The 25,415-nt window shown below is 52.2% G+C and carries 24 protein-coding genes and 1 tRNA gene; 13 read left to right on the top strand and 12 right to left on the bottom strand.

Annotated features, from left to right (window positions below):
- Positions 1–14: 14 nt before the first annotated feature.
- Positions 15–377: an arsenite efflux transporter metallochaperone ArsD gene (gene arsD / locus AC236I_RS19845; protein WP_024273801.1), complete on the bottom strand. Its 363-nt coding sequence runs from the start codon at positions 375–377 to the stop codon at positions 15–17.
- Between the two features lie 47 nt (positions 378–424).
- Positions 425–775 carry an As(III)-sensing metalloregulatory transcriptional repressor ArsR gene (arsR, locus tag AC236I_RS19840; RefSeq protein WP_000060257.1) on the bottom strand — a complete coding sequence of 117 codons (351 nt, stop codon included), beginning with the start codon at positions 773–775 and terminating at the stop codon, positions 425–427.
- A 326-nt stretch (positions 776–1,101) separates the two neighbouring features.
- Between arsR and AC236I_RS19835 the strand changes: the two genes are divergently transcribed.
- The 3 genes from AC236I_RS19835 to AC236I_RS19825 are packed head-to-tail and all read left to right on the top strand — an operon-like array spanning position 1,102 to position 3,335.
- Positions 1,102–1,695 (top strand): hypothetical protein, encoded by a 594-nt coding sequence (locus AC236I_RS19835; protein ID WP_487608599.1) that lies wholly within the window; start codon positions 1,102–1,104, stop codon positions 1,693–1,695.
- Positions 1,692–2,192 carry an ImmA/IrrE family metallo-endopeptidase gene (locus AC236I_RS19830; protein WP_029779292.1) on the top strand — a complete coding sequence of 167 codons (501 nt, stop codon included), beginning with the start codon at positions 1,692–1,694 and terminating at the stop codon, positions 2,190–2,192. The genes AC236I_RS19835 and AC236I_RS19830 overlap by 4 nt, the downstream gene beginning before the upstream one ends.
- A 12-nt stretch (positions 2,193–2,204) precedes the next feature.
- Positions 2,205–3,335: a beta family protein gene (locus AC236I_RS19825; protein ID WP_024273804.1), complete on the top strand. Its 1,131-nt coding sequence runs from the start codon at positions 2,205–2,207 to the stop codon at positions 3,333–3,335.
- Between the two features lie 45 nt (positions 3,336–3,380).
- Here AC236I_RS19825 and AC236I_RS19820 read toward each other — a convergent pair whose 3' ends face one another.
- The 3 genes from AC236I_RS19820 to AC236I_RS19810 form a co-directional block, all read right to left on the bottom strand.
- Positions 3,381–4,091 carry a sce7726 family protein gene (locus tag AC236I_RS19820; protein ID WP_024273805.1) on the bottom strand — a complete coding sequence of 237 codons (711 nt, stop codon included), beginning with the start codon at positions 4,089–4,091 and terminating at the stop codon, positions 3,381–3,383.
- A gap of 29 nt (positions 4,092–4,120) precedes the next feature.
- The gene (locus tag AC236I_RS19815) at positions 4,121–5,347 is read right to left on the bottom strand and encodes a tyrosine-type recombinase/integrase (protein WP_487608598.1); all 1,227 of its coding nucleotides are present in this window, start codon (positions 5,345–5,347) and stop codon (positions 4,121–4,123) included.
- 163 nt (positions 5,348–5,510) lie between these two features.
- Positions 5,511–5,586 (bottom strand) — tRNA-Thr (locus AC236I_RS19810).
- Between the two features lie 339 nt (positions 5,587–5,925).
- On the opposite strand from AC236I_RS19810, the gene AC236I_RS19805 reads away from it, so the two are divergent.
- From AC236I_RS19805 to AC236I_RS19795, 3 genes are read left to right on the top strand one after another with little or no spacing between them, the layout of a single operon-like run.
- Positions 5,926–6,300 (top strand): GtrA family protein, encoded by a 375-nt coding sequence (locus AC236I_RS19805; RefSeq protein ID WP_032716723.1) that lies wholly within the window; start codon positions 5,926–5,928, stop codon positions 6,298–6,300.
- The gene (locus AC236I_RS19800; protein ID WP_015585076.1) at positions 6,300–7,259 is read left to right on the top strand and encodes a glycosyltransferase family 2 protein; all 960 of its coding nucleotides are present in this window, start codon (positions 6,300–6,302) and stop codon (positions 7,257–7,259) included. The genes AC236I_RS19805 and AC236I_RS19800 overlap by 1 nt, the downstream gene beginning before the upstream one ends.
- Entirely contained in the window at positions 7,249–9,279 is a 2,031-nt protein-coding gene (locus AC236I_RS19795; RefSeq protein ID WP_487608597.1) for a hypothetical protein, read from the top strand. The genes AC236I_RS19800 and AC236I_RS19795 overlap by 11 nt, the downstream gene beginning before the upstream one ends.
- 49 nt (positions 9,280–9,328) lie before the next feature.
- Here the strand turns inward: AC236I_RS19795 and proA are convergent, their stop codons facing one another.
- The gene (gene proA, locus AC236I_RS19790) at positions 9,329–10,582 is read right to left on the bottom strand and encodes a glutamate-5-semialdehyde dehydrogenase (RefSeq protein ID WP_097357502.1); all 1,254 of its coding nucleotides are present in this window, start codon (positions 10,580–10,582) and stop codon (positions 9,329–9,331) included.
- Between the two features lie 10 nt (positions 10,583–10,592).
- Positions 10,593–11,696 (bottom strand): glutamate 5-kinase, encoded by a 1,104-nt coding sequence (gene proB / locus AC236I_RS19785; protein ID WP_004858334.1) that lies wholly within the window; start codon positions 11,694–11,696, stop codon positions 10,593–10,595.
- Positions 11,697–11,986: 290 nt separating this feature from the next.
- Here proB and phoE point away from each other — a divergent pair, with 290 nt between their 5' ends.
- On the top strand, positions 11,987–13,039 hold the full coding sequence (phoE, locus tag AC236I_RS19780; protein WP_004858338.1) for a phosphoporin PhoE: 1,053 nt from the start codon (positions 11,987–11,989) through the stop codon (positions 13,037–13,039).
- Between the two features lie 675 nt (positions 13,040–13,714).
- Here the strand turns inward: phoE and AC236I_RS19775 are convergent.
- Complete coding sequence (locus AC236I_RS19775; RefSeq protein ID WP_004858341.1) at positions 13,715–14,281, bottom strand: C40 family peptidase; 567 nt, start codon at positions 14,279–14,281, stop codon at positions 13,715–13,717.
- 341 nt (positions 14,282–14,622) lie between these two features.
- Between AC236I_RS19775 and AC236I_RS19770 the strand changes: the two genes are divergently transcribed.
- On the top strand, positions 14,623–15,567 hold the full coding sequence (locus AC236I_RS19770) for a LysR family transcriptional regulator (RefSeq protein WP_004858343.1): 945 nt from the start codon (positions 14,623–14,625) through the stop codon (positions 15,565–15,567).
- On the opposite strand, the gene AC236I_RS19765 is transcribed toward AC236I_RS19770, so the two are convergent.
- Positions 15,564–16,631, bottom strand: coding sequence for an ABC transporter substrate-binding protein (locus tag AC236I_RS19765; RefSeq protein WP_015585073.1), 1,068 nt, complete (start codon positions 16,629–16,631; stop codon positions 15,564–15,566). The two genes, AC236I_RS19770 and AC236I_RS19765, sit on opposite strands and share 4 nt — an antisense overlap.
- Before the next feature lie 220 nt (positions 16,632–16,851).
- On the opposite strand from AC236I_RS19765, the gene AC236I_RS19760 reads away from it, so the two are divergent.
- Genes AC236I_RS19760 through AC236I_RS19750 form a run of 3 tightly spaced genes read left to right on the top strand, consistent with a single transcriptional unit; the run spans position 16,852 to position 20,972 of the window.
- A complete protein-coding gene (locus tag AC236I_RS19760) occupies positions 16,852–18,420 on the top strand; it encodes an ABC transporter permease (protein WP_044347150.1) in 1,569 nt (522 codons plus the stop codon).
- Positions 18,417–19,160, top strand: coding sequence for an ABC transporter ATP-binding protein (locus AC236I_RS19755; protein ID WP_015585071.1), 744 nt, complete (start codon positions 18,417–18,419; stop codon positions 19,158–19,160). Before AC236I_RS19760 ends, AC236I_RS19755 begins: the two co-directional genes overlap by 4 nt.
- A 24-nt stretch (positions 19,161–19,184) precedes the next feature.
- Positions 19,185–20,972, top strand: a complete 1,788-nt coding sequence (locus AC236I_RS19750) for an aryl-sulfate sulfotransferase (RefSeq protein ID WP_004858358.1) — start codon at positions 19,185–19,187, stop codon at positions 20,970–20,972.
- Between the two features lie 24 nt (positions 20,973–20,996).
- Here AC236I_RS19750 and AC236I_RS19745 read toward each other — a convergent pair whose 3' ends face one another.
- A complete protein-coding gene (locus AC236I_RS19745) occupies positions 20,997–21,779 on the bottom strand; it encodes an AraC family transcriptional regulator (RefSeq protein WP_015585069.1) in 783 nt (260 codons plus the stop codon).
- Between the two features lie 102 nt (positions 21,780–21,881).
- On the opposite strand from AC236I_RS19745, the gene AC236I_RS19740 reads away from it, so the two are divergent.
- The gene (locus tag AC236I_RS19740; RefSeq protein ID WP_044347146.1) at positions 21,882–22,691 is read left to right on the top strand and encodes a sulfite exporter TauE/SafE family protein; all 810 of its coding nucleotides are present in this window, start codon (positions 21,882–21,884) and stop codon (positions 22,689–22,691) included.
- Positions 22,692–22,869: 178 nt separating this feature from the next.
- Positions 22,870–23,532, top strand: coding sequence for an HAD family hydrolase (locus AC236I_RS19735; RefSeq protein ID WP_004858368.1), 663 nt, complete (start codon positions 22,870–22,872; stop codon positions 23,530–23,532).
- Between the two features lie 69 nt (positions 23,533–23,601).
- On the opposite strand, the gene phnE (AC236I_RS19730) is transcribed toward AC236I_RS19735, so the two are convergent.
- Positions 23,602–24,483: a phosphonate ABC transporter, permease protein PhnE gene (phnE, locus tag AC236I_RS19730; protein ID WP_004858372.1), complete on the bottom strand. Its 882-nt coding sequence runs from the start codon at positions 24,481–24,483 to the stop codon at positions 23,602–23,604.
- Positions 24,480–25,352, bottom strand: a complete 873-nt coding sequence (gene phnE / locus AC236I_RS19725) for a phosphonate ABC transporter, permease protein PhnE (RefSeq protein WP_004858375.1) — start codon at positions 25,350–25,352, stop codon at positions 24,480–24,482. Before phnE (AC236I_RS19725) ends, phnE (AC236I_RS19730) begins: the two co-directional genes overlap by 4 nt.
- Between the last annotated feature and the right edge of the window lie 63 nt (positions 25,353–25,415).

Genomic DNA, 25,415 nt, shown 5'->3' with positions numbered 1-25,415 from the left:
TCCTCCTGACATATTCAGCAACAGGAAGTATTACCACCACAGCAGCTGGTGGGAGCTAACGCCACCTTCTCCAGCGGAATACCGAACCAGCGAGCCAGCTCAGCACGTTTTGGGTATCGCCCTGCCATCACCGTTTCACCGTCCAACAGCAGTAGCGGAAGCCCTTCTGCTCCAGATGCTTCGAGGAATGCTTTCGCTTTCTCATTCTGAACAAAGCTCATGGGCTGCTGCGCCAGGTTGTAACGTTCAACCTGTACGCCACGTCCTTTCAGCCACTGCACATCAGCAGAAAAATCAACCAGAACCTGATCGACATCTGAGCCACATACGCCGGTACTGCAGCACATTGCCGGGTCAAACACCGTTAACGTCTTCATTCTGAATACCTCACATTCGAAAAATCATATATGTTCAGGCAAATTTTTTAGATGCAAACAGCCTTACCGCTACCAGAGCAGTTTGCTGATGCCAGCTTACGGGCGATGGCCTGTACATCGTCCTGTTGGCTTAACCAGGCCTGCTCAATCACCTGAGCGGCCCAGGAAGGAATATGCGGGGACAAGCGGTAGTGAACCCACTTGCCTTGTTTACGATCCAGCAATAGACCACTTTCCCGGAGCATTGCCAGATGACGGGAGATCTTGGGCTGCGACTGCTCCAGCGCTGTACAGAGATCGCACACGCACAGCTCTCCCATCTCTCTGAGCAGCAGCACGATGCCTAGACGGGTTTCATCGGAGAGGTTTTTGAAGAGTTGTAAGGATGTTAGTGACATCTGGCCTCCTGAAACTTTGGATACAGGATACTCGGTAGATGAACATAATCAATAGACACATTCGAAAAAACATATGTGTAGTTTTGATGTTTTATATTTAGCTTTAAAAATCAATAAGATAATTTAAAAGATAACACTTTTCAGACATTATCGAGGTAAACTAGATTTCATTGTGGCTTCTCCCCCCCAACTATCGGTGAGTCTTATAACTAGGTTTTATGAGATTACTATATTTATTGAATATCTATCTCGTTGTCATGAAAAGGTTTTATTCGCAGAAGATAGATAGTACACTATGTGTACTACATACTGAAAAGTACCTAATCATGAAAGATAAAAAATTTAAATTCATTGTTTTTTTTCTGACATTCTTTATTTTTTCTTGTGTAAATAATGTAGCATTTGCTTCAAATAAAACAATAAGCGCACAACCAACAGAAAAAAAACTTATCGATGATAAGCAAAACATTCCATCTGAGAATATCAAGCCTTATCTTGAATCAAAAGAAATAATTGAACTAACGTCTTTAATTAATTCTCAGAAAAATGAAATTGAAGTAATGAGGAATAAAATAAATTCATTAGAGAATAGTAGTGGAATGAATTTTGCCGTATGGACCGGTATTTTATTAGCCTCAGTGGCAGTAATACTGACAGTACTTGGTATTGCAATGGCTGTGTTTTCATTTTTCGGATATAAGAAAATAATGGATAGTGTTAAAGAGGTTGCGACGACCATATCTACAACAGAGGCAGCTATTGTTTCAGAACGACTCGCACCTACAGTAACAGAAGATGTGTTATTAAAACTTATAGAAGGTAGAAGCTTCGATAAAATAATTTACGAAGCTGTACAAAAAGTAACGTATCGAGGGATTAGATTTTCATCAGAGGACATGCTGGAGGAGGAACCAAAATGATTATGACTAACTCTAACGAATGGTTTTCTCTTTCAGATGAGCAAGTATCCTTAATTAAAAAAATGCAGGAAGAGTTTCCAATTCCTGTAGGTGCAATAGCTAAAGAATTAGGGGTAACAGTTATGAAAGCAACTTTACCCGCAGGAATCTCAGGTGAAATCAAGGAAGACAACGGCCGTTTTGTTATAAGAGTTAATCGTCATGATGTAAAAGAAAGACAGCGTTTCACCGTTGCTCACGAAATAGCCCACTTCCTGTTACATAGAGATCGTATTGGAGATGGTATAACGGATGATATTCTTTATCGTTCCAAACTTTCAGACTATATGGAGGTTCAAGCTAATAGACTTGCAGCAGATATATTAATGCCTTGGCATTTAATTCAACTAAAATTATCCGAATATAAGGAGTTCCGGGAAGAAGAGAGATATGAAAAAATAGCTGACGAGGCAGAGGTATCGACTACAGCTATTAAAATTCGACTCGGAAAATTATAAGGAGCAGTTGCAATGTTTAATCATGATGATAACTTTCAATATGACTATGCTCCAATATTATCGCTTAGCCCTTCTGAAATGATGGCTTTAGAACAATTGCCAGGGAAGGATAAAGACAATATTTTACCCGTAATACCGCTAAAAGGTTGGGCCAGCTCACAGCAGCTTGAAAACTCGCTATTGAGAATTGAAAAATCTATTGACGACAGGAAGTGGGTAGCATCCATTGATAAGGATTACCTGTTGAATAATAAGACTTTTCTTTTTACTGGGAAATATCCCAGAGAGGTTTTTTATCAACTTAAAGAGTTGTTACAACCAACAAATGGTTATGATAATTGGTATAAATTTTTAGTAAAAACTATACATGCCATACCCGTTGTAAATTTAGAGGAATCATCAGCCCTCGAATTGCAAATAAAAAAACTATATTCTCTTGATAGAGGTATTGTTTTTATTTTTGACTTGAAAAACATGACTCTTTCTTATTATCACGATGTAATTCATCTGATTTCCAAGATGGGGATACAAGACTTATTATTTATTTATGATATCGGAACTATTAATGGTGATTATAATAATTACTATCAACCGATACTTAACCTGATAAATAAGACAAAAGAAAAAATCCCTTTTGTGAGGGTGGCGATATCGGGAACGTCATTTCCTTTCAATTTTGCTGGCTATCATCGAGGTGAAAACCCTATATTTGAAAGGTTATTATTTAATAAATTAAAACAAAACATTACATCATATCCCACTATATATTCTGACCGAGGTAGTGCAAGAATTGAAAAACAAAGTGGAGGCGGTAATCTACCCCCGCCACGAATTGACTATGCCTTGAAAAATGATTGGCGTTTCATTAGGCATGAATTTTACGACCCAAAATCTCCTGGAGAGGGAGAAAAAGAAGAACTGTACTCTTTATGTGCTAAAGAAATTATGGAACAAGAGTATTGGTCAGAAAACTTACATCTTTGGGGAACTCAAATGATTGAATTAACATCTAAAGGTGACAAATTTGGCATAAACTCGGCGCAAAAAGCAACTGCAGTTAGAATAAATTTGCACCTTTACACCCAACTACATTACAACGATGAATTAGAAAGCATTGATACTGATGAAGAGTGGGAGGATTAAATTTTATTATTAAAAATTGAAGGTTTCTAAAAAGAAACCTTCACCTTATAACTTCATCAATTGTCCTAAGATACTTTCCTCATGACCAATATATATATTTGTCCTTTGAGCTGAGTATGGGCTTAATAGATCGATATCACTAAGAATAACTTTCTTTCTCAGTAGAATATTCTCTATAAACAAGTTTGATGTCAAAGCATAACGATTAGAGATAGCATTTATTGTAAATGCCTTCAATTTTTCAAAAGAAATACCACCTAATCCTTTTATAATACTTTTTCTAACTTCTTGTTTGTTTTTTCCTTCTAATTTTATCTGAAATAGATGCGCCATCTTTTTCATCTCATGAACTTTTAAAAGATCAAGATATTTTTCCTTACTCTCGACTCGTTGTAATTTACCTCTTTTCTTTAAAATAACTTTGTCATCTGCGATCTCCCAAACTTCAATTTTTTCATTAATAGAATTTAATATATTTGGGGTGTGTTTTGACGTAGTAACCACTACAACCTTATCGAAATAGTCAAGATATTTATCCATTTGCCCTGATAATCTATTAAGGCTATCTGCATCACTTTTGATCTCATATGCAATCATTTTTCCATTTTTTATGACAACAAGATCAGCCCTTCGAGAAAAAGAATCAATTGTTAACTCATTGATAACAATAGTCTTTTCATCAAGAGTGCCTTTTTTATATAGATGTTCAAGTACACTTCTCTTTAACTTTTTTTCAAAAGGATTATTAATCTTCATTTGCGCACCCAAAATAACCAAAAGTGAGGTTAGTATAATTTTCGATATTTATTATCAACGTATTTTAAGATTGTTCTGGTCGTAAATTCTAAAATATTGAGATAATCCCCGTACCATTGCATCATCTCTCTCCGTCCCTCCATATACTGCGCATGGTTATACGTCCCACGAATCGCATTCTTATCGACATGCGCAAGTTGGGTTTCAATCCATGCCGTATTGAACCCTTCCTCATGCAAAATCGTACTCATCGTGTGGCGGAAGCCATGCCCCGTTACCTTCCCCGTGTATCCAATCCGCTTGAACACCTGATTAATACTCGCTTCACTCATCGTTTTACGTGGATCATTGCGCCCAGGGAACACCAACGGATATTGCCCAGACATCACTTTGAGCTGCTGTACGATCTCCAGCGCTTGGGTAGAGAGGGGGACAAGGTGAGGCCGTTTCATCTTCATTCGCTCGGCAGGAATTTCCCACACCGCCTTCTCAAGATCAAACTCACTCCAGAAAGCACCTCGAAGCTCACCGGTGCGAACTCCCGTAAGGATCAGCAAACGTGCGGCAAGAACAACCAGCGGGCTGCCTGTATAACCAGAGAGAGCTTTAAAGAAGTCTGGTAACTCCTCAACAGTCAGGAAGGGATAATGCTTTGATTCATGCCCTGACATCGCGCTGGTTAGATCTGCTGCAGGGTTGTATTCCGCACGGCCAGTAACGATGGCGTAACGAAAAACTTCGCTGCAGCGCTGGCGAACCTTCTTGGCCTTCTCTGTCGCGCCACGGCTTTCCATTCGACGCAGCACATTAAGCAGAACCAGCGGTTTGATTTCATTCACCGGCTGCTGGCCAATATAGGGGAAAATATCTTTATTGAAAGCTTCGATAATGTCCGAGGCATAGCCTTCTGACCACCGGCTCACCTTCGTACCGTGCCACTCAAGCGCCACAGACTGGAACGTATTATTGAGCTGCACATCTCGAACCAGCTTTTCTTCTTTCTTCGCAAACGATGGATCGATACCTTCGGCCAGTTTTTTCTTGGCTTCATCACGTAGTACCCTCGCTTGTGCGAGAGACACTGCAGGATAAACACCAAAAGCCATACGCTTCTCTTTTCCATTGAAGCGATATTTCATTCGCCAGTATCGAGAACCAGAGGGAACGACTTCAAGATACAAACCAGCACCATCTGCCAGCTTATAGGCTTTCTCTCTGGGTTTAGCAGCGTCTACCTGTCTCGCATTAAGTTTCATTGGGGGCATCTCCCTGGACCGAACACAGAATGCCCCCACTTATGCCCCCAACTACGACTTGATTTCGGTTGAGTCCAGTTGATAACAGGAGATAAGATACGGGCCAGAAACCGCAGTATACGGGCTTTTAGTTGATTTCGGTAGACTTGGGAAGAGTTTGAAATGGTGCCGATAATAGGAGTCGAACCTACGACCTTCGCATTACGAATGCGCTGCTCTACCAACTGAGCTATATCGGCCCTGAAGAGGACGCGTCCACGAACGTGAATCACGGGGTAAAAGGTTAAAACTAAGTGGAGGGGGCGTCAATGCCCTCTTGTATCGAATGGCTATTTTTCCAGCATCTGCACGGTATTACACATCAAATTGTCCACTTCTACGACGATCATTGACCTGAATTGCTCAGGGGATGGGCGCGAGCTGCTCTTTAGCGACACGTTTCAAAACGCCATTACTGCAGCCTACCAGAGCTGTAAAAATGCTAACTGTATGCAACTAAAGGCAACTGGCTAACCTTAGTAGTTGTCAGCTTTCCCCTGAATGATAAAATCAGTGGTGGTTAATAATAGGGTGATGCAGTGAAAAAAATACTTTCTAATCCCGCGTTGAAATATGTAATGGTGGGGTTATTGAACACAGCAATAACTGCGGTGGTGATATTTTTATTAATGTCTGCCGGGGTTGGGATATATCTATCAAATGCCATGGGGTATGTGGTAGGTATTCTGTTTAGTTTTGTCGTTAATTCGTTATTTACGTTTTCAAAAGCGCTGAGCGGCAAACGGTTTATAAAGTTTTTGGCATCTTGTGCAATATGCTGGGTAGCAAATATTATAACAGTTAAAATATTTTTATTAATATTCCCTGATTTGACTTATATATCTCAGTTATGTGGCATGATTGTTTATACAATTGCTGGTTTTTTAATTAATAAACTCTGGGTGATGAAATAATGAAACAGCCAAAGTTGGCTATTGTTGTGCCATGTTACAACGAGGAAGAAGTATTCAGTCACTGCTTATCTGAATTACAAGCGGTTCTGGCGGAATTAGTCACAGCAACACTGATTTCCGCTGATAGCTATATTTTATTCGTTGATGATGGCAGCCGTGACTCAACGTGGCAGTTGATTGCTCAGGCATCGATGGATTACTCAACGGTTAAAGGAGTTAAGCTTTCAAGAAATCGTGGTCATCAGGTAGCCCTGGTTGCGGGTCTTGAGGCCGCCGAATCGGATATTACCGTGAGCATTGATGCAGATCTTCAGGATGATACATCTGTTATTGCGTTAATGGTTAAAGAGTACCTCAATGGTAATGAGATTGTATATGGTGTACGTAATGATCGGGCATCTGACTCGCCATTTAAAAGAAAAACCGCGGGTCTCTTTTATAGTTGTATGAAGTGGATGGGCGTTCAGCAGGTTCCACAGCATGCCGATTTTCGATTGTTGAGCGATCGCGCAAAAAAGGCGCTGCTGAGCTTTAAAGAGCAAAATTTATATTTACGTGGATTAGTACCACTGATTGGTTACCGTTCCACCCAGGTCGCCTATTCGAGAACAGTACGTCTGGCCGGTGAGTCGAAGTATCCATTAAAAAAAATGCTTGCCCTGGCAATTGAAGGCATCACTTCTCTGACCATTACCCCATTAAGGATTATCGCAATCTCAGGGTTTGCGATCAGTATTCTTTCGGTGTTTGCAGCAATTTATGCGCTGTTTGAGAAATTCTCAGGAAATACCGTTGAAGGGTGGGCTTCAGTCATGATCGCTATTTTCTTCCTCGGCGGGGTACAGATGCTATCGTTAGGCATCATTGGTGAGTATGTAGGTAAGATATATATGGAGGCTAAAGCTCGGCCTAAATATTTTATCGAAAAAACAACGCAGCAGAAGGTTGATGATGAATAACGAAAAAATAAGCAGAGGAATATTGTATGTGGCATTCATCGCCATACTATCAGTACTTTGTTATTCCTTTGTGGCAAGTGAAAATCAGGCTTATACATGGGATTCCAGATTTTACTGGGTGGTATGGAATGAGTATACTGACTTACTGCAAGGCTCATTTAGTCAATGGCTTGCTAGTATAAAATCTTCAGTCTATTCAGCTGATTATAATCCTTTGCCAGTCATTGCACTGATCCCGTTTAACTATCTGCCGATAGGAAACCGGGAAGCTTATATATTGGGTGTGTATATTCTTTATCTGTTGCCATTTGCTTATATTGCAATGCGCTTGTTTGCGACTGCTGCAGGTGTGGACAAAAAATACCAGCCGTATATCTTTGTTTTTCTGGCAAGTTTTATTCCTTTTATCACGCCAACATTGCGCGGCTATCCTGATATTATAGGAATGATTCCATTATCGCTGTGCTGCTTGATTCTGTTTAAAGTTAATATATTAAATTATCGAGGGTTCCGCTTTGTATTACTTGCAATCGCAATGGGAGTATTACTATGGTTGCCATTTGCATTCCGGCGGTGGTATGCCTATAGCGTAGTTTCATTGTTTGTAACGTTACCTTTCTTAAATACTTTTTTGTTTGGTGAAACGGCTAAGTTTAGTAAGGAAAGAATATTAAAATACTTTATTTTCTTTACTATTTCTGGGCTGGTAGTTATTTTCTTAGTCTGTATTTTTCAGTTTGAACTGGCGGAGAGAATACTGACGACCAACTATTCTGATATTTATTCCGCATACAAAGCAACAGAGCAAGCAACGTTCTTTATAACCCTGAATTATGCTGGTTTATATTTGGTGCCATTAATTTTAGTGGGTGGGTTATATATTGTTTTTGGAACCAGTTTTCGGCTTAAAATTCTTTGTGCTTTTGCCTTAGCTAATTTTATCATCACCTACATTATATTTACCCGAACACAGACGCCAGGGATGCAGCATGGAATGCCATTCTGTTTTTGGTTGGCAATACTCGTGCTTTCGGCTTTGAAACTATTCTTTGATAGGTTAAGTAAGGGGCTGGCGATAGCGCTTACGATCGCATTCTCATTATTTACGGTTGCAGTCTTTATTAGCACGTATTCAAAACCATTCGGTAAACCGGAATTAGTTAGCCGCTATCTGCCAGGCAAAGAGTATCCTTTCAGATTAGAAAACTTTGACCATTATCATGAGCTGATTGCCTTTATGAGTGCGCGTCTTGAACCAGATGATAAGGTGGCTGTTTTTGCATCCAGCGGTTCACTTAATAATGATCTGTTTTCAGCCATATCACCGGCATCATTTGTCAGCCATATCGCCAATGTCTCGCAGGTAGATTTGCGTGATAAACTGGCGACTGAAGCCTTTAGTTCTCGTTATGCTATTGTGACCGACCCTGCTCAAACGCACCTTGGGATTCATGGACAACAGGTTATATATCTGCCAAATAATCTTATCCTGGAAGGTAAGGGCATTGGTGCCGCTTATAAAAGAGTGAGTCAGCCATTTATACTCAGCGGCGGTGTTCAGGCATACGTCTATGAAAAAATCAGGCCGTATACAATCAATGAATACCGAAGCATGATTGATGAATTTTCCCGTTCCTACCCCTCATGGAAAGCGGAGTATGAAAACAATCTTACGGAGAGTTATCTCAGCGCGGCGATAGAGAAGGGCGACACCTGGGGTCAGTTTAGTATGTATCGTGAAGGCCGAATCTACGCCCACCCTGGTGCGACAACGCCGACTGTTGTCAGGATGTTCGTCGGGGAATATGACACCTTACGTATTACGTCAGTCAATAAAAACTGCGGGAAAACTGACGGGGTGAAAGTGATTATCAAAGATGCGACGCATCGTGTAGAAAAGCATATTGCCACAGCGGAGAGCGTGGTTTTCGATATGCGTGATTTCCACAACAAAGATATTACCTTGATTATTGATAATAATGGCTCTTCTGCCTGTGATAGCCTGGATATTAACCAGTAAATAAAAATGGGGGCAATCGCCCCCATTTCACTGCCGTTGCCGATTTGACTTAAGCACGAATCGTATCGTCGCCGAAACCAATCCACTTGTAGGTCGTTAACGCTTCCAGGCCCATCGGGCCGCGCGCGTGCAGCTTCTGGGTGCTGACCGCCACTTCTGCGCCGAGGCCAAACTGGCCGCCGTCGGTAAAGCGGGTAGAGGCGTTAATGTATACCGCAGAGGAATCCACTTCGTTGATAAAGCGGTTGGCATTGCTCAGCGTGCGGGTCAGGATGGCGTCAGAGTGCTGGGTACCGTGCTCGCGGATATGGGCGATGGCCTCGTCGAGGCCGGTGACCACTTTGACATTCAGATCCAGCGACAGATACTCATCGTTGTACTGCTCCGCCTTCACCGGCTCGACGTTTGCCGGGCCGTTTTGCAAAACCGGCAGGGTGGTGGCGTCAGCATGCAGCGTCACGCCGCTTTCCGCCATCTGTTTACTCAGCGCTGGCAGGAAACGGTCGGCGATATGCTGATTGACCAACAAGGTTTCTACCGAGTTACAGGCGCTTGGGCGCTGAACCTTGGCATTGACGATAATCTTCAGCGCTTCAGCTATGTCGGCCGAATCATCAATATAGATATGACACACGCCAATCCCGCCGGTGATCACCGGAATCGTGGACTGTTCGCGGCACAACTTGTGCAGACCGGCACCACCGCGTGGGATCAGCATATCGATGTACTTATCCATCTTCAGCATCTCGCCAACCAGCGCGCGATCCGGGTTCTCAATCGCCTGGACCGTCGCGGCCGGCAGCCCGCACTCCTCCAGCGCCCGCTGAATCACTTTCACCGTGGCGGCATTGGTGCGCCAGGTCTCTTTCCCGCCGCGCAGAATCGCGGCATTGCCGGTTTTCAGGCACAGGGAAGCCACATCGACGGTGACGTTAGGACGGGCTTCATAAATCACCCCCACCACGCCCAGCGGCACGCGGCGGCGTTCGATGCGCAGACCGCTGTCAAGCAGACCGCCGTCGATCACCTGGCCGACCGGATCGGCCAGGTTGCACACCTGGCGAACATCGTTCGCAATGCCGCTTAAACGCGCCGGGTTAAGCGCCAGGCGGTCGAGCAGCGCGTCGCTTAAGCCATTGGCGCGCGCTTCCGTCAGGTCTTCGGCGTTCGCACGCAGAATCTCTTCACTCTGCGCTTCGAGATAATCGGCGATCTTTTCCAGCACCTGATTTTTTTCACGGCTGGAGAGTTGCGCGAGTTTGTACGAGGCCGCCTTGGCAGCAATGCCCATTTGTTCCAGCATTTTCAGCTCCTTAACGGATAATCATATCGTCACGATGCACGGCAACCGGGCCGTATTCGTAGCCCAGAATGGCATCAATCTGCTGCGAATGCTGGCCGGCAATCAGGCGCAGCGCATCGCTGTTATAGCGGCTGACGCCGTGGGCAATATCGCGACCTTCGCTATTGCGGATGCGGATAACTTCACCGCGGGAAAAGTTACCCGTGACGGTTTTGATGCCTTTTGGCAGCAGGGAGCTGCCGCGTTCCAGAATCGCCTGGGTGGCGCCGGCATCAACGCTAATTTCACCCGCCGGCGGGGCTCCGAAGATCCAGCGTTTGCGGTTCTCCAGCGGCGATTCCTGCGCGTGGAAGCGGGTACCGACCGACACGCTCTCCATCACATCGGCAATCACCCCGGGACGGTTGCCGGCGGCAATAATGGTGTCGATACCTGCACGGCAGGCGACATCGGCGGCCTGCAGCTTGGTTCCCATACCGCCGGTGCCGAGGCCGGAAACGCTATCGCCGGCGATGGCGCGCAGGGCGTCATCAATGCCGTAGACATCTTTGATCAGTTCCGCCTGCGGGTTATTGCGCGGGTCGGCGGTGAACAGACCCGGCTGGTCGGTCAGCAGCAGCAGCTTATCGGCGCCGGCAAGGATTGCCGCCAGCGCGGAGAGATTGTCGTTATCGCCGACTTTAATCTCGGCGGTCGCCACGGCGTCATTTTCGTTAATGACCGGCACGATGTTGTTATCAAGCAGCGCGCGCAGGGTATCGCGGGCATTGAGGAAGCGCTCGCGATCTTCCATATCCGCACGGGTCAGCAGCATCTGGCCAACGTGAATACCATAAATGGAAAACAGCTGTTCCCACAGCTGGATCAGACGACTCTGTCCTACCGCAGCCAGAAGCTGTTTCGACGCAATGGTCGCGGGCAGTTCCGGGTAGCCGAGGTGCTCACGCCCGGCGGCAATCGCCCCGGAGGTCACAATGACAATACGGTGGCCCATCGCGTGCAGCTGTGCGCACTGACGCACTAATTCGACGATATGGGCGCGGTTCAGGCGACGGGATCCGCCCGTTAAAACACTGGTGCCCAGTTTTACCACCAGCGTCTGGCTATCACTCATGATTCTCTGCCGTTCAAAAGGAATATCGATATCGAGCTGATGTTGTAACAGGACTCAGGCCGCTTGCCAACACCTGGCGTATTGGACGAGCCACTTTATTGCGCGAGATCGGGCATTGTGGAGTAACACGATGACAAATTTATGACGGAAACATCTAAACACTCTTTTTTATAAAAAGTTCCACATTGTCATAAATTTTTAATATCGGAGCGTTAAAAAACCTCCTGTTTTTCACGGGGCCTTCGCCCGGAATTGATTAGCGCGTATAAATAAATCACCAGGACTGAATAATGAAAAAGAGCTCACTGGCATTAATGATGATGGGTCTTGTCGCTTCTTCAGCTACACAGGCAGCAGAAGTTTATAATAAAGACGGCAACAAACTGGACGTCTACGGCAAAGTCAAAGCGATGCACTACATCAGCGACTATGACAGTAAAGATGGCGACCAGACCTATGTCCGTTTCGGTATCAAAGGCGAGACGCAGATTAATGACCAGCTGACCGGCTACGGTCGTTGGGAATCTGAATTCTCCGGCAACAAAACGGAAAGCGACTCCACCCAGAAAACCCGTCTGGCGTTTGCCGGCCTGAAATTGAAAAACTACGGTTCTTTCGATTACGGTCGTAACCTCGGCGCCCTGTATGACGTTGAAGCCTGGACCGATATGTTCCCGGAATTCGGCGGTGACTCTTCCGCTCAGACCGACAACTTCATGACCAAACGTGCCAGCGGTCTGGCAACCTACCGCAATACCGATTTCTTCGGCGTGGTGGATGGCCTGGATATGACTCTGCAATATCAGGGTAAAAACGAAGGCCGCGAAGCGAAAAAACAGAACGGCGACGGCTTCGGGACCTCGTTAAGCTATGACTTCGGCGGCAGCGATTTTGCCATCAGCGCGGCCTATACCAGCTCTGACCGTACCAATGACCAGAACCTGCTGGCGCGCGGCGCGGGTAAAAAAGCGGAAGCCTGGGCGACCGGTCTGAAATATGACGCCAACAATATTTACCTGGCCACTATGTATTCTGAAACCCGCAAAATGACGCCAATCAGCGGTGGTTTTGCCAATAAAACGCAGAACTTTGAAGCCGTTGCTCAGTACCAGTTCGACTTCGGTCTGCGTCCGTCTCTGGGTTATGTGCTGTCAAAAGGCAAAGATATTGAAGGCGTTGGTAACGAGGACCTGGTGAACTATATCGACGTGGGTCTGACTTATTACTTCAACAAAAACATGAACGCCTTCGTTGATTATAAAATCAACCAGCTGAACAGCGATAATAAACTCGCTATCAACAATGACGACATCGTCGCACTGGGTATGACTTACCAGTTCTAATCCGCGACCGCCGAAGGAGACTCCCGAGGCGGTTAGCTGGCGGAACAAAAAACCGCAGCGTTATTGCTGTAATGCTGGTCACTTAAAGGTGACCAGCATTTTTTTGCTTTATCGCAGGCCAGGGCGAGCCGGTAAACGGTGGTTTGTGCGAACGTTTGTTGTTGCCAGAACGGTGGCATGTTCCGTTCACGGTGAATCCGCCCCTTTTCTCATACCCGCTGTGGGGAACGGCATTGCGCTGAAAACGGGCGCTGCGCGGTATGCTCCACTCCGGCTTCATCTGGCGGCCAGTTCTCGATGCGCACCTGCGTTCTCGCCCGTTTTCCTGAGGCGCCTTAACTCCCGCGCAGTCCTCCCGTGGCCGTCACGTTGCGATATCCTTGCAGAAGGTTTTTCAGCGGCGGAATGGTCAGCATGGAATAACAGGACATGCCGCAGGGGGCCGTTCACCTGCAGCGCAGGAAAAAGCAGCGTGCGGAAACTCACGTGAACGGAATATTCCACAGAACACACGAGCCAGAAACTCCTGCAGATATGTTGAAAACCTGACAGCGCCGCATAAGAATCGGTCATCTCGGTGAGATGACCGATTCTTACACCTCTGCCAAATCGGTCTGCCGACCCTTAAACGATCGGCATTACAGCGTTATTGCTGCGGTTTTTTATTGAAATGGGTTAATGATTTTTAGCCAGGTGCTGATGGTCGCTATTCATGGTGATCTGCGCGTTATACTCTTTCGGCAGGCGACGCGCCTGGTAGAAGACCGAGTTCCAGTAAGGGTTGTCCAGCGAGGAGCGCATAACGCCCTGGCTGCTGGAGGCGTGCAGGAAGTTGTGCTCGGTGTCATAGAAACCGACGTGCATCCCGCCACGAATGCGGAAGAACACCAGATCCCCCGGGCGGAGCTGCTGCTTGCTGACGCGGACGCCCATATGCAGGAGATCGCCCGTTGTTACGCGATCCATGGGCAAATTGAAGCGGTCCTTGAGCGTTCGCCAGACGAAGCCGGAACAGTCGACGCCGCTTTGCTCGGTACCGCCCCATTCATAGGGGGTGCCGTGCCAGGTGTGCATTTGATCGTGAAGGGCGGCAACCACCGGAATCAGATCGTCAGATCCGCTATCGATCGGGGCATATTGGTGTTTGGCGGCGGTTTTTGGCGGATGTTTAGATGAAGATGAGCATCCTGCCAGAATCAAAAAAGGCACTAATAATAAAGCGTGAGCAAGTTTAGGCGTCATATCGTTATTTTTCGTGAGGGGAATGGGCCGTGGGTATTTATAGCGTATCCGCTATATTGTCAGAATGGTTCGCTGAAAAATTTACGAAACCTTACGTAGAGTAAACTTGTTACTTCACGTTTTTCATTGCTCCAGTTAAATATAAGAGAAAAAGCTGTGGTGTCGCTTGTTAATAAATTATTTCACCATGAAACACTATTTCGCGATCGCCTATAAGACGCATCTGATGTTAATGACTCTTTTCTCTTTGCCGAAGGTGAAAGATCCTCATCATCCGGCCATTGCACGCTGGGGGTGGCGTCCAGTACTTTGTCCGCTCCAGGTCCCTGTGAGGCAAGCTTATGCATCTCGATTTTCGCCAGCTGCGCAATTTTGTCGCGTTGGTTGAATACGGTAGTTTTCACCGCGCCGCCGAGGCGGTATGCCTGTCGCAATCGGCCTTCAGCCGCAGTATTCAGTCGCTGGAGCAGAGCGTCGGCCATCCTTTATTCGACCGGCAGAATAAGCTGCCGACGCTGACGCGACACGGGCAAAAGCTGCTGCCCTACGCCCGCCGTTTCCAGGAGTTAAACATTGAATTGAGCAGCCTGCTGGGGGAAACGGACGATAGTGAAAATGGCGAAGTGGCGTTCGGTTGTGGCCCGGCGCCCGCGGCGCGCCTGATCCCGGCGGCCATCGGAGAGTTTCATCGCCGTCTCCCGCAGGCGAGGGTGCGCTTTCAGGTCGATAACTGGTTTGCCCTGCATCACGCGCTGACGACCCAGCAGTTTCCCTTCGTGGTGGCCGACAGCTGGCATGCGGAGCTGGATCCGCAGCTGCGGGTACAGCCGCTCAGCCCGCAGCGCTGTTTTTTCATCTGTCATGCCGACCATCCCCTGGCTCAGATCGGCCCGGTAGCCATTGAGGAGATGCTGCGCTATCCCTTCGCCGCGCCGTACCTGCCTCCTGGGGTGCGAAAAGTGCTGGCGACTCTCAGCCAGCGGCAGGATTTCACCCCGGCGATTCAATGCGATCACGTCTACGCCTTGCTGTCGACGCTAGCGCACACTCAGGCGATAAGCTTTGCCAGCGAAGACGGCTTCGCCCTGTGTCAGCACAGCCATCGCCTGGTGAAGCTGGAGCTCAGCAACCTTCCGGAAGAGTGGCGGCTGATGCAGACCCGCTTCGCGGTGATCTCCCCGGTTCATGCCGCGCTTTCGCCGCTGGTCGCCAGGTTTATCGATATTATCCTGCATACCGACCGCCAGCATCAGATCCAGCTGCTGGCGCAGGAAGAGGAGGCTTAGCCGGCGTTCGCCGCCTGGCCCTGGCTATCATACTGCGGCCAGTGGTTTTCCAGCTGCAGGGTCTTTAGCGCCTGTTCGACAAACTGCCCGTCTGCCCACTGCGTTACCGCAAAGGCGTTGCGAATGAGGCGACCCGTTTTGGCCTGCTCGACGCTGCTGCTGAAGCTGTCGGCCAGGAAGGGGTCGATGCGCGGCGAAGTGCTGAAGTTGAGATCCTGTGGCTGCAGATCCTCAAGGAACAGCGCCTGTGGAATTTGGCTCTGCTGCGCCATCTCTGCCGACCAGGTCTCGCGATTCGCCGGGTTGCTGATTTCCGCCGCGTTTTTCACCAGCACGTCAATAATTTGCTGGGTGGCCTGCGGCCAGGCCTGAATAAAGTCCTGAGTTCCGAGAAAAGCCGCCTGGGTCGTATTTTGCCGGCCTGAATCACCGCTTTTTACCACCACGTCAATCTTATCGCCGCGCAGCGCCAGCAGCGAGACGCCGCCCCACACCGCATCCACGCGACCGGCGGCCAACGCGGCTTTCCCGGCGCTCCAGTCGAGATTAATGACCTGCATATTGCGTTCGCTAAGCCCGACGGTTTGCAAGGCGCGATCGAAGGCCAGCTGGTCTGCGGTACCGCGATAGACCGCCACGCGTTTCCCTTTCAGGTCTGCCAGCTGTTTAATTCCCGATGCTCTGGTGGCCGCGAGGTAGGATTCCGACCCGCGGCTGCCCAGCAGCAGGCGGGTTGGCAGACCGTTGGCTTTGCCGATAATCGCCGCCAGATCGCCGAGATAGACAAAATCGAGCTGCCGGTTGGCCAGCGCTTCATTCACCGCCGGGCCGGCGCCCTTAAAGAATTGCCACTGCACCTCCACACCCTGCGGTTTAAACACCGTCTCCAGCTGATGACGGATAAAGGCCATCCCGACCGGCCCTTCAATAAACGGTTTGCTGCCGGCGCTTTGATCCGGCACGCCAATGCGAATGGTGCGCAGGCTCTCGGCCTGCGCGCTGGCAATCAGCGTAACTACGGCAACCAGCGCCAGCGCCGTACGGGTAAAAATAGCTTTCATCATTGGTGGTGACTCCCTGAGTTTTTTCTCACCCTAAAGAGGCTCACCGCGTCCTGTTAAATGCTTTTATTCGCAGAGCAAAGGCAAAAATAAGCTAAATCAGAGCCCGCCTGTCCGCCAGGCTGAGATGCATTTGTTGCATCGGGATTATTCACCAAACGCAATGACGCCAGACGGCGAGGACGGTTTTATAGGGTGATGATTTCACTCAAAACGGACCGCTATGTCGCAGATGATCTTGAAAAGACGCAGGCTCTCCTGGCCTGCTATCAGGCTAAACGGCTGGCCCTTGCTGCTGCCGGCGCTGATCGTGCTGCTGTGGCACATCGCCGCCGTAGAGCGCTGGATGCCGGAGCAGATCCTGCCCGCCCCGGCGGTCGTCGCCGATACCGCGCTGTCGCTCCTCAGCGGCGATTTGCTGGCGCAATGGGGGTTTAGCCTCCAGCACCTGGCCGTCGGGCTGCTGCTGGGGGTGGCGGCGGGTACCCTCCTGGGGGCGTTGTTTGGTCTCGTACCGGCCGCGGCTCAGCGGGTAGAACCGCTATTTTATGCCCTGGCGCAGATCCCCACCCTCGGCTGGATCCCGCTGTTTATGGTGCTGTTTGGCATCGATAACGGCCTGAAGCTGGCGGTTATCGTCAAAACCACTCTCGTCCCGATGACTATCCACACGCAACTGGCGGTGACCAGCGTCTCGCCAGCGCTGGGGGAAGCGGCGCAGGTGATGAATTTTTCCCGCTGGCAGAGGCTGCGTTGGCTGGTGATTCCCGCGAGCCTGCCGGGCTGGTTTACCGGCCTGCGGCTGGCGCTATCCCAGGCCTGGGTGTCGTTGATTGTTGTCGAGCTGCTGGCCTCGTCGGAAGGGATCGGCTACCTGATGGTCTGGGGCCGCCAGCTGTTTCAGCTGGATATTGTCTTCGTCACCATCGCGGTGGTGGGGCTGAGCGGGTTGTTGATGGAGTGGGCGGCCAACCGGGTCTATGCCCGGCTGGTCTTCTGGCCGCAGGCCGCTACCGGACGGCTGGCCTGGAAGCCGCAGGCCAGCTGGCATGCATTCCAGCTGCCGCTGATCCTGCTGGTGCTGTGGCAGCTGGCCAGCCATCGCGGCTGGATCGACAGCACATTATTCTCTTCGCCGCTGGCGGTGGCGCAGCGCTTTATGGCCGGAGCGGTCAGCGGGGAACTGCCCGTTGCGATGCTGGCCAGTCTGGGACGGGCCTTTGCCGGCGGCGCGCTGGGGATCGCGATTGGGCTGCTGTGCGGATTGCTGCTGGCCCTGCGCCCGCGCGCCGGGCAGATATTGACCCCGACGCTGAATGTCCTGCGCCATATCGCGCTCTTTGCCTGGCTGCCGCTGCTGACCGCGTGGGTCGGCAACGATAACGGCGGAAAAATCGTGTTTATCGCCCTGGCTTCTTTCTTCCCGATGTTTTTCAGCACTTTGCAGGCCGTCAGCCAGCGCGATCCGCAGCTTGATGAAGTGGCAAAGGTGCTGCGCTTTGCCCCGCTGACCCGTCTGCGGGCGCTGATTTTACCGGGGGCGGCGCCGGGCATATTTGCCGGTCTGCGCCTGGCGTTGATTTATGCGTGGCTGGGCAACATCGGCGCGGAATATTTCATGTCCTCCGGGACCGGTATCGGCAGTCTGATGATCAACGCCCAGCAGCTGCTGGATATGCCGACCATTCTCTGCGGCATGGTGCTGATTGGTATCACCGGCGCGGCGCTGGATAAAGCCGGACGTTTACTGGAATCTCGCGCCACCCGCTGGCGCCAACAGGAGCAACTATGACCGCCTCGACCCTGGTCTCTTTTCGCCACGTGCGTAAATCCTGGCAACAGGTGACGGCACTCCAGAACTTCAGCCTCGACATCGCCGCCGGCGAACTGGTGGTGCTGGTTGGCAGCAGCGGCTGCGGCAAATCTACGCTGCTACGGATGTTGATTGGCCTTGAGCCGGTGACGCAGGGGGAGATCCGCATCAACGGCGAGCCGGTACGCGGCGTGGGCAAAGAGCGCGGTATCGTCTTTCAGGAGCCGCGGCTGTTTCCGTGGCTGACGGTGATCGACAACGTGATGCTGGGCCTCGCGGATGAAAAGCTGAGTCGTGGGGTGAAGCGCCAGCGCGCGCTGGCGATGCTGGAGCGCGTACAGCTGCAGGAATTCGCCCATGCGCTGCCATCCCGGCTTTCCGGCGGGATGGCCCAGCGGGTGGCGATTGCCCGCGGGCTGATCGCCAGTCCGCAAATTCTGATGCTTGATGAGCCCTTCGGCGCGCTGGATGCCCTGACGCGCCATACCCTGCAGCAGGAGCTGCTGCATATTCATCGCAGCGCGGGGACCACCACGCTACTGGTGACCCACGATGTGGAAGAGGCGGTGGCGCTGGCCGACCGGGTCGTGGTGCTCTCTCCCCGTCCGGGTCGGATTCGTGAGGTGGTGACGCTGGCGCTACCGCATCCGCGACAGCGCGATGATGAGTCGTTCTCCGCCGCCTGCCGCCAGATTCGTAACTTGATTACTTGTGCCTGATTTGACTATTTAAGGAGTGACAACATGGGACATCCTTCCGTCTACCCGACCGGCGCCACGCTTTACGATCCGCAGCGCGCATGGAGCGGCTATACCGTTTTTCAGGCCACCGAACGCGGGGCGATTCTGGTCGATATGAATGGCAACGTGGTCCGTGAATGGCCCGAGCTGCACGGCTTTCCGAATAAGATCCTGCCCGGCGGGACGATTCTGGGCCACAGCGGCGAACGCGATCCCCGCTACGGTATGCAGGATATGCTCGACCTGATTCAGGTGGACTGGGAAGGCAATATCACCTGGAAATTTGACCGCTATGAGCAGGTGAGCGACCCGGGTCAGACACCGCGCTGGATGGCGCGCGCGCACCATGATTATCAGCGCGCCGGGAATCCGGTGGGCTATTACGCTCCGGGGCTGGAGCCGCAGGTTGACGGCGGCAACACCTTGATTCTGGCCCACACCAACCTGGTGAACGAAGAGATTTCCGACAAGCTGCTGCTCGATGACACCATCATTGAGGTCGACTGGCAGGGCAATGTGGTGTGGGAATGGCGCTGCAGCGATCATTTCCACGAGCTGGGTTTTGACGACGCGGCGCGTGCGGCGCTGCGTAATAACCCCAATATGCGCGCCAGCGGCGGCGGGATGGGGGACTGGATGCACATCAACTCCATGTCGGCGCTGGGACCGAACAAATGGTATGACGCCGGCGACGCGCGTTTCCATCCTGACAACATTATCTGGGACGCGCGCGAATCCAACATTATCGCCATTATCGATAAACAGAGCGGCAAGATCGTCTGGCAGCTCGGCCCGGACTACAGCAAACCGGAGCTGAAGCACATCGGATGGATTATCGGCCAGCACCATGCGCATATGATCCCCCAGGGACTGCCGGGGGCGGGCAATATTCTGATCTTCGATAACGGCGGCTGGGCCGGGTACGGCGCCCCCAATCCGGCGTCGGCGGACGGGGTGAAAAATGCCTGGCGCGACTATTCGCGGATCCTTGAGATCAACCCGGTGACGCTCGATATCGAATGGCGCTACTCGCCGTATGAGGCGGATCTCCCGCAGCCAACCGACTCGTATCGGTTCTATAGCCCGTATATCAGCAATATGCAGCGCCTGGAAAACGGCAATACCCTCATCAACGAAGGTTCCAACGGCCGCATTTTTGAAGTGACCCGCGACCATGAAATTGTCTGGGAATATATTTCGCCATTCTGGGGCAAGACGTTGAATAACAATATGGTTTACCGCGCCTACCGTATTCCGTATGCCTGGATCCCGCAGCTGGCGCAACCGTCCGAAGTCCCGATTGCGGCGGTTGACGTGCGGACTTTACGCCAGCCCGGTGCAGCGGCGGCAGGTCCGGCGCAGAGCGTGGTGCGCGTCGCCGGCGTGCAGCCCTACAGTAAAAGCGCCGATGCGCTGTGTGTGGCGACCGATAACGATACCCTGCGTCGCAGCCCGAAACTGTTCCGCGTCGCGGAGAGCCGGTTCACACCGCTGAGCGCGGAAAGCGAGCTGCATAGTGCGTCTGCGCTGCTGTTGTTCGTCGGCGCCGAACGCTGCGTCCACTGCCGTAAGCTGTGGCAGCTGCTGGGTCATGCGAACCTCGCAAGCCACCTGGCGGCGCTGGAGACACGCTATCTGGATGCCGATCGCCATCAGGAACTGGCGACAGCGCTGGGGGTTCGTGGTTTACCTGCGCTGCTGATGGTGAAATCGGGTCAACCGACGGCGCGGGCCCCGGCGGATCTCTCCGTGGCGAGCCTGCTGGACTGGCTGCAGAGCGCGGTGCGGTAACGCCGACTGGAAAGGGCGGCGGCGTCAGACCGGGCCGCCGTTCATCTGGCGGACAAACGCGGTGGGCGCCTGGCCAATCGTTTTACGAAACATGCTGGTAAAGGCCGCCGGGTGTTCATATCCCAGGCTGAGCGCCACGTCGGTGATCGTTCTGCCTTCTCGCAGCGCCGTCAGGGCGTACATCAGGCAGGCCTGCTGGCGCCAGTCGCGAAATGCCATGCCGGTCTGCTGGCGAAACAGGCGATGAAAAGTCCGGGCGCTTTTATTCAGCCTGACGGCCCACTGTTCCGGGGTACTGTGAATATCCGGCTGGCGCAGAAAATCGCTGCACAGCGCAACCAGCGGCGCGCTCTGCGGCAGGGGGGTAAACATCGGCAGCGGAGTAGCGGCCTTCAACTCATGCAAAACCAGTTCGATTAACGCGCCATCGTGTCCGTCTTCGTGGTAAAGCAGCGGTAGCTGGCAGGCGCTCAGCAGCAGCTGATGCAACAGGGGAGAGACCTGCAGCACCTCGCAGCGTTCTCCGGCACGCGGCGCCGCATCCGGTTCGATGTACAGGCTGTGGGTGCTGACTCCCGGCATCAGCACCCGGTGCGGGCGGGTAGCCGGGATCCACACGCCGCTGTAGGGCGGAACCAGCCACTGCCCGTCATCCGTTTCCACCTTCATCATCCCGTTCATGGCATAGAGAAACTGCGCCCGGCGATGGCTGTGGCGCGCCAGCTGCGTATTGGCCGGGTAATCGCTACCCAGCGCCAGCACCCGGCGCGGGAGGTCATCGACATCGTTCACCGCAATATTGCGCATGACGCATCCTTCTGGCTGAAAATCGTAAGATGATGGCTTTTAATCGTAAGTCAGCCATGTCGTTATTCTATATCGTGATGACTCTGAATGGAGGAGAATCGAATGATGTGCTGGCTTTTTATCTGCGGTGTAGCGTGTGGCGTCACGACCTGGCTGTTTGGTTTTGGCGGCGGTTTTGTCACCGTGCCGCTGATCTCTCTTCTGGTGACCGCGGCGTGGGGCGCGCAGAGCGATGTCGGCGGGCAGGCGATGCATATTGCGGTGGCCACCTCTGCGCTGGTGATGCTCTGCGCGGCGCTGCTGGCAACCTGGCGTCATCTTCGCAGTGGAACGCTGTGCTGGCGTCCTCTGCGGATGATGTTCGTGGGCATTGCCCTCGGGGGGATCGCCGGGGCGTTGCTGGCGCTCTCGGCGAACGGGCGGTGGATTCGCTGGCTGTTCGTCAGCTATCTGCTGGTGACCATTCTCGACTGCTATTTTCGTCCGGGTTTTATGGCCCCTGGCGTCCGACGTTCTGCGCCGGTTGCCGCGCGCGAGCTGACGACGGGAGGCGTAATTGGCCTGATCGCATCGTTTCTTGGCGTCGGTGGCAGCGTCATGACCGTTCCGTTGATGCGTCGTCGCGGCGCGACGATGCCGGAAGCGGCGGCAACGGCCAATGTGCTGACGCTGCCGCTGTCGGCGAGCGCTACCGCCACGTGGGTGGCGATGACCGGCGTATCGCCCACAGGGCTGCCGGCAGGATTTTTGGGGCATATCTGGCTGTCGGCCGCGGCATTGCTGGTCGCCGGCAGCTGGCTGGGACTGCGGTTAGCCGCCCGTTGGCTGACACGTCTGCCGGATCGCTGGCACGCGCGGATTTACCCGCTGTTGCTGATAGCGGTACTGCTGGTGATGAGCCTTCAGGGATAGTCGTAGGGCGACATTAATGTCGTCATGGTTCGCGGCATATCGCCACCGATCCGCTAATCTGACCCGTTTTTCCTCTCTTTTTGCTACCCTTTGTCCGGTGCGCAGGCGAGTCATTCTCCTGTCATCTTCGTTAAGCATGCTCTGGCGAGCCAATTTTGCTGATTAGGGAAAATGAACAATGTCCAAAAATCTGACGATTTTCGATCTGGATAATACCTTGATTAAGGGCGACAGCAGCACGGTATGGAGCCGGTTCCTGGTGCGGGAAGGGTGGGTGAGCGATCCGGCGTATCTGGCGCGGGAGGCGATGCTGATGGACGATTACGATCGCGGTGAAATGAATATCGCCGACTACGTCGCCTTAATCCAGGCGCCGCTCATTGGCGTGCCGAAGGCGGAGGTCGATGCGCTGGTGGCTCGCTGCGTGCAGCAGGATATTATGCCGCGCGTCTATCCGCAGGCGTGGGATCTGCTGCAAACCCTGCGTGCGCAGGGCGAACAGATGCTGGTGATTTCGGCCTCGGTTAGCCTGTTGGTGCAGGCGGTGGCCTCGGCGTTGGGGATTGAGCAGGCGTTAGGTATCGACGTGGAGATGGCCGACGGCGGCTATAGCGGAGTGATTGCCGGTACGCCAAGCTACCAGCAGGGAAAAGTGGTGCGGCTGGCGGCATGGCAGAAAACCTGGCCGCACGAGAGCGGCGAGGTGACCTTCTATACCGATTCGATCAATGACCTGCCGCTGTGTCTGCATGCAGACCATGTCCGACTGGTTAACCCGTGTCCGCAGCTGACGGCGGTGAATGCCAGCTACAACTGGCCGGTGCTGGCGTGGAGCCTTTGAGCCCGATTTTTACCGGGCCCCCGGCATCATCCCTGCCGGCTCTGCTGCCCCGGTAGCCGGGGAGGCAGGTTACTCCGCTTTGAACAAGGGCACCACGTTGCCGCCAATATAGCGGCGGCGTAGCCACGCCGAGAGCGTGTCCATCGCCATGACCACGACGACCAGCAGCAGGGTGATAAACATCACCACGTCCCAGTTCCACAGCCGCATGTTTTCCGCATAAATCAGGCCGATACCGCCGGCGCCGACGAAGCCTAACACCGCGGCGGAGCGGGTATTCGACTCAATCTGATACAGGCTCAGCGCCAGAAATGTCGGGAAAGACTGGGTAAAAATGCCAAAGCGATGCTTCTGCAAGCCGTTTGCGCCCACGGCGGTTAGTCCGCGCCCCGGTGAGCGGTCAACCGCCTCATGTCCTTCCGCATACAGCCGCCCGAGCAGTCCGGTATCCTGCATAATAATTGCCAGCACCCCGGCCAGCGGCCCAAGGCCCACGGCGCGGACAAAAATCAGCCCCCAGATAGCCATATCAATACCGCGCAGCACGTCAAACAGGCGGCGCATCAGCAGGGCGATAAATCCGGGAATCAACCCGCGCATAATGTTACGTGCCGCGAGGAAAGAGAGCAGCAGCGCAATCACCGTTGCGGTCAGGGTCCCGACGAAGACAATCGCCAGAGTGATGCCGATTTGCGTGAAGTAGTAGGCAAACGGCCAGTTGAAAAAGTCGTGCCAGACAAACATCCGCAGCAGATAGCGGCTAATTTGCTGCAGACCGGTGGTGAGCTGCTCGCCGCTGATGCCAAACTGGGTAAAAAACCAGACGTAGTAAAGTAAGCTTGCCAGCGTCAGCAGAGCGACGAAACGCAAATAGCGCCCCTGGGCTTGATACAGTTGACGATGCTGCCGACGGCTGGCGGCGACATCCGGTTGGCTTTGCCATTGACTCATTTTTTGCCCTCAAGAACCCACTGCCGCAGGCGGCCGGACAGCATATCCAGCAGCGACACCACGATGATGATCAGCAGCAGCGTGATGCTGACCTGATCGTAACGATCCAGCTTGATGTTGGTCATCAGCTCCTGACCGATCCCGCCGGCGCCCACCAGCCCAAGAATGGTTGACGAGCGAAAGTTAATCTCCAGACGCATAAAGCCGTAGGAGAGAAAAATCGGTTTGACCTGCGGCCACAGCGCGAAGCGAATGCGCTGGATCGGTGAAGCCCCGCAGGCCATCAGGCCGCGTACCGGTTTGTCCTGTGCGCTTTCCACCGCTTCGTAAAACAGCTTGGTCAGGCTGCCGATGGTGTGCAGCATCAGGGCCAGAAATCCGGGAATGGCGCCGATGCCGAAGGCCATCACGAAAATCACCGCCCACGCCAGCTCCGGCATGGTGCGTAAAAATGCCACCACAACGCGGATAGCAAAACGCAGCGGCGGCGGTGACCAGGCGTTATTGGCGGCGAGGAACGCCAGCAGAGTGGCAATGACCACCGCAATCAGAGTGGAAGCCAGCGCCAGCTGTAATGTTTCCCAGATCAGCGGTAGCTGAATCGGCAGACGATAGCCCCAGTAGGCCAGCGAGCCTTTGGTGTGGACATCGGCGAACAGAGCGCTGACGTGCAGCGTCGGCAGCGTCTCAAACATGTAATCGAGAAAATTCGGCAGCGAGCGCCAGATGGTGAAGAGATTAAATTCAGCGGCGCTGCCGGCGGCGAAATAAAGCACCAGCAGGAGCAGCGACCAGCTAAAGGTATCGCGCTTTTGTCGCGCGCGTACCTGCTGGTAATAACGTTCAAATTCGGTATTCGGTATATTCATACGTCGATGGGTCTTCAGTATGCCGCCGCCTCACGCGGGCCTACGCGGAGGCGGCGTTGGGGC

Source organism: Klebsiella sp. Sb-30 (assembly GCF_057652795.1).
This window is presented reverse-complemented; position numbering and strand designations above follow the sequence as displayed.

What these genes read in the sequence shown, in the direction of transcription:
- AC236I_RS19760 (WP_044347150.1), top strand. Translation starts at nt 16,852, where the DNA reads ATGTCGCAGATGATCTTGAAAAGACGCAGGCTCTCCTGGCCTGCTATC.
- AC236I_RS19835 (WP_487608599.1), top strand. Translation starts at nt 1,102, where the DNA reads ATGAAAGATAAAAAATTTAAATTCATTGTTTTTTTTCTGACATTCTTT.
- AC236I_RS19750 (WP_004858358.1), top strand. Translation starts at nt 19,185, where the DNA reads ATGGGACATCCTTCCGTCTACCCGACCGGCGCCACGCTTTACGATCCG.
- AC236I_RS19800 (WP_015585076.1), top strand. Translation starts at nt 6,300, where the DNA reads ATGAAACAGCCAAAGTTGGCTATTGTTGTGCCATGTTACAACGAGGAA.
- proB (WP_004858334.1), bottom strand. Translation starts at nt 11,696, where the DNA reads ATGAGTGATAGCCAGACGCTGGTGGTAAAACTGGGCACCAGTGTTTTA.
- AC236I_RS19765 (WP_015585073.1), bottom strand. Translation starts at nt 16,631, where the DNA reads ATGATGAAAGCTATTTTTACCCGTACGGCGCTGGCGCTGGTTGCCGTA.
- AC236I_RS19775 (WP_004858341.1), bottom strand. Translation starts at nt 14,281, where the DNA reads ATGACGCCTAAACTTGCTCACGCTTTATTATTAGTGCCTTTTTTGATT.
- AC236I_RS19795 (WP_487608597.1), top strand. Translation starts at nt 7,249, where the DNA reads ATGATGAATAACGAAAAAATAAGCAGAGGAATATTGTATGTGGCATTC.
- AC236I_RS19825 (WP_024273804.1), top strand. Translation starts at nt 2,205, where the DNA reads ATGTTTAATCATGATGATAACTTTCAATATGACTATGCTCCAATATTA.
- AC236I_RS19815 (WP_487608598.1), bottom strand. Translation starts at nt 5,347, where the DNA reads ATGAAACTTAATGCGAGACAGGTAGACGCTGCTAAACCCAGAGAGAAA.
- phnE (WP_004858375.1), bottom strand. Translation starts at nt 25,352, where the DNA reads ATGAATATACCGAATACCGAATTTGAACGTTATTACCAGCAGGTACGC.
- AC236I_RS19830 (WP_029779292.1), top strand. Translation starts at nt 1,692, where the DNA reads ATGATTATGACTAACTCTAACGAATGGTTTTCTCTTTCAGATGAGCAA.
- proA (WP_097357502.1), bottom strand. Translation starts at nt 10,582, where the DNA reads ATGCTGGAACAAATGGGCATTGCTGCCAAGGCGGCCTCGTACAAACTC.
- AC236I_RS19745 (WP_015585069.1), bottom strand. Translation starts at nt 21,779, where the DNA reads ATGCGCAATATTGCGGTGAACGATGTCGATGACCTCCCGCGCCGGGTG.
- AC236I_RS19820 (WP_024273805.1), bottom strand. Translation starts at nt 4,091, where the DNA reads ATGAAGATTAATAATCCTTTTGAAAAAAAGTTAAAGAGAAGTGTACTT.
- AC236I_RS19735 (WP_004858368.1), top strand. Translation starts at nt 22,870, where the DNA reads ATGTCCAAAAATCTGACGATTTTCGATCTGGATAATACCTTGATTAAG.
- AC236I_RS19740 (WP_044347146.1), top strand. Translation starts at nt 21,882, where the DNA reads ATGATGTGCTGGCTTTTTATCTGCGGTGTAGCGTGTGGCGTCACGACC.
- phoE (WP_004858338.1), top strand. Translation starts at nt 11,987, where the DNA reads ATGAAAAAGAGCTCACTGGCATTAATGATGATGGGTCTTGTCGCTTCT.
- arsR (WP_000060257.1), bottom strand. Translation starts at nt 775, where the DNA reads ATGTCACTAACATCCTTACAACTCTTCAAAAACCTCTCCGATGAAACC.
- AC236I_RS19770 (WP_004858343.1), top strand. Translation starts at nt 14,623, where the DNA reads ATGCATCTCGATTTTCGCCAGCTGCGCAATTTTGTCGCGTTGGTTGAA.
- phnE (WP_004858372.1), bottom strand. Translation starts at nt 24,483, where the DNA reads ATGAGTCAATGGCAAAGCCAACCGGATGTCGCCGCCAGCCGTCGGCAG.
- arsD (WP_024273801.1), bottom strand. Translation starts at nt 377, where the DNA reads ATGAAGACGTTAACGGTGTTTGACCCGGCAATGTGCTGCAGTACCGGC.
- AC236I_RS19755 (WP_015585071.1), top strand. Translation starts at nt 18,417, where the DNA reads ATGACCGCCTCGACCCTGGTCTCTTTTCGCCACGTGCGTAAATCCTGG.